Below are 3420 nucleotides of genomic sequence, written 5' to 3' on the forward strand. Positions count from 1 at the left end.
CTATCATGTAGTCAGGCTAGCCGGAAATTTCAGAATTAAAAATTATTATAATGTGTTAATGACCACCTAGCGGTGAGTTATTGAGCAGACTCTAAGTAGTCTTTTTTAGGGTACATATCGTATCAGAACCGGTAAACTGCAATCCTTAAGGCATAATATGTTGGGTTGTTTTTTTCGCTCTGTGCCTCCTGGAAAAAACAACACTGAATTGTACTCCATATGATGAATCGTAGGAGTGCCATACAACAATCCTTAGTACCTCATAAAATAAAAGCTGTTGTTTATATTATAGAGCATAACTGCCAGTCGGATTTAATTACAAAGGCGGTTCATTGTTATTCAATCATTTTCCAGGTTCCAACCGGAGACTTCAAGCTCCACATTCCCCTTACCTTCACCGCTTGGCTCTTCTTCAATTATTTTTTTAGCGTCTTTTACGGCATAACTACAAGTTATGGTTCTGCTTTCTCCTGGAGCCAGTTGAATAAAGTTATCGCTGTAAATGGCGGGTAAAATATCTTTACCCACACTACCATCTGCTTTTTTCTCTGCCGCACGGATTCTTATCTGAAAGGCGACTACGCTCCCTTTATTGGTCAATGTTATTTTGTGTTTAACCGAATCCCTTAAATGTCCTCTGACTAATTCCCTTGCTTTTTTTACTTCCACCCTTGTCTTAGGCATACTTTGCAAACTCTTATAATCTGCATAATCAGTTTGTGGGGTCATCCACCAATTTGACTTTGACCAGTTCAGTGCATCTTTTTTACGGGAAAGCCAGTACCAGTTAGTACTAATTATTTTGCCGGATTCATCCTGTAGCCCTAATCGTAAAAAATAAGTATCTGAATAATCATCCGTTGGCGCTGGCAATGAAAAAACACTTGTTGTACCATCGGCTCCAACCTGAGCTGCCGAAAGTTTATCGAAGACTTTTTGGCCGTCCAGGTTAAAAATCTCGGCCTTTACGGTTAGGTCATTTTTCATTTTCAGGGTGGAATTCACCAGTGCGACACTATTATTAGCATAGGAATATTGCACATGGACAGGTTCCATGGCTTTTTTAATGCCAAAATAAGTACCTCCCGGATTCAGATAATAATCGAATGTATGCCATATAAGACTTGGCCATGGGTTTGCACCCATCCACTGAATGACACCTGTGGCCGTATTATATTTATGTAAACCATATGCTTCCATCATCGCACGATGCGCTTCATAATTCTGGGCCTGTGCTTTTTTAGCGTAGTCCTTCATATCAGATACTTGTCCATAACGTGCAAAAAGGGCCGTATTAAAAACCTTTGTTGTGCCAAACTTCATCGTACCACAATGATAATTCCAGTCGTCGGAATCATAGTGGAGGCCATCCCCCTGCAAAAACCTGGTCAAACTTTCATATGGCGGAATGGAAGGTCCAGGAGAGATTTCTGTAGCAAAACTCCAGGTTCCCCCATATTGACGCTTGTTATCTGATTCCCAATAAATGGGTGGCACCCATTCGTAAGGCCCCGCCATCTTTACCCCACTGTAACCGGAAACCTGGGATTTGGATTCATTGGCAGTAGCTAATATAGGATTAGGCCAATGCAGAGATTTCTCAATAGCCAGATAATCACGCTCCACCGAAGGGTCTCTTGGAGGCATATCACTCCCATTCAGCCAAACCATAATACAGGCCTTACTTCTTAGCCAGTACATCATGGAACTATCAGAGGCCATGGCTACAGCCCTCTCTGCACTGGTCCAGTTTTCCGGATACTGCCAGGCACCGCAGCACATCCAGCCTGTCATAACCAGCATGCCATATTTGTCACAAAGGTCATAAAAGGTTTCATCCTCAAATTTACCTTCCGAACGAATAATATTTAGATGCATATCCTTATATAGCAATATTTCCTGCTGCTGCCTTTTTGCGGTGCGTCTTTGAAAAATATCCGGCGACCAGGCTGCTCCCCTTAGCATAATGCGTTTACCATTTATCATAAACACCCGGGAATGATTGTCAATGAGACTGGAAGTCACCTCCCGAATCCCAAACTCATCGGCTACAGCACTACACAATTTATTATCCTGATAAACAGAGAGCTTTATATGATTTAATAGCGGCTCGCCATATTGCCACGGCCACCAGATTTTAGGGTTTTTAATATTTAGTGCGGCAAAGGACTGATATGAGAAACTAACATCCTGCTTTTCTCCTGGAGCTAAGCTAACAGTTTTGCTCACCGATTTATGGTGATTCAACACAGCTCTGACCTCTACTTTTTGGCTGACGTTGGTATAATTTGTTACCAGACCGTGTACGGTCAGGTGAGCCACATCTAATGATGGTAAATCAAAATGCGTATCAACTTGTGGATATTGAACTCCCACTTTATCATATCCCAGCAGCACAACATCGTTGACTATCCCGGCATTATAATCAGGGGGATAATGAATCCAATCCGCATAATCAATGGCCAAATCGCCATCCTTCCTGTTGGGATTAAAAGGCCTTAAAATTTCCAGGGCAAGCACATTTTTTCCAACAGCTACAGACTTCGTAATATCCAAATCAATAATTCGCATGGGACCTTTAACTGCAGATGAATCTGCTATTAAATGTCCATTAACCCACACATTGGCCTTATAATTAACACCTTGCAATTTTAATACAACATTTTTCCCATCAAAATTACTAGGCAAGCTGAATTCTTTTCTGAACCACCAAGGTTTATCTAATGCCGGATCCGACAACTTTTTAAAATTTTGTCCCATAAAGGGATCGAAATCATAATAATCATTGGCCAGGAGGCCTCCGATAATGGTGGAAGGAACGGAAATCTGATACCAGTCAGTGGGCCGGAAATTTTTACTTGAGAGATCGGTCCCATTTTGCGTTATTTTTAATGAGGATTGCATCTCCCATCCATCTTTTAAGATTAATTCATTGGAAGCTTTTAATATTTCATTTCCGGGATTAGCAGGCTGACAGGCTCCATATACACCTAATAAACAAAAAATAAATATGCAGAGCCCTTTTAATTGTTTTATCATAGTGGTAGAATTGTACTTTAAAACATGGATTCGTGGCAAGAGCCATCCATCAATACTGAAAGAATAACAGCGGATTGTATCAAAAATAACCAATTTACTTCGCTTTTAAAGCTTTATTAGCCGCCTGTTATTGTATTTAAACCTTTATTTTGGCATTATTCGCAAAAATACCGAGGCCGGAATGGAAGCTTTACGAATAAATAGCGGATTTGCAAAGATTGTTCAGGAAACCCAGAAGCAACATTATTATTTAATCAGAAAACATAATAAACTGAAAATTAAATAATTCGCAAGTTCAAATGATAAGTGCAACAGGGTTGGTACCCGCCCGGGGTGAAGTGTAGCGGAGGCGTAGCCGAAGCGGAACGGAACCCCGGGCGG

At 41.0% G+C, this 3420-nt stretch carries 1 protein-coding gene; it reads right to left on the reverse strand.

Annotated features, from left to right (window positions below):
- Positions 1–339: 339 nt before the first annotated feature.
- Positions 340–3039 (reverse strand): glycosyl hydrolase 2 galactose-binding domain-containing protein, encoded by a 2700-nt coding sequence (locus BLU80_RS19275; RefSeq protein WP_091401593.1) that lies wholly within the window; start codon positions 3037–3039, stop codon positions 340–342.
- Between the last annotated feature and the right edge of the window lie 381 nt (positions 3040–3420).

This window comes from Arachidicoccus rhizosphaerae (genome assembly GCF_900107765.1).
Taxonomy (GTDB): Bacteria; Bacteroidota; Bacteroidia; order Chitinophagales; family Chitinophagaceae; genus Arachidicoccus; species Arachidicoccus rhizosphaerae.

Excerpts from the sequence above, each read along its gene's own strand:
- BLU80_RS19275 (WP_091401593.1), bottom strand. The coding sequence starts at position 3,039 with ATGATAAAACAATTAAAAGGGCTCTGCATATTTATTTTTTGTTTATTA.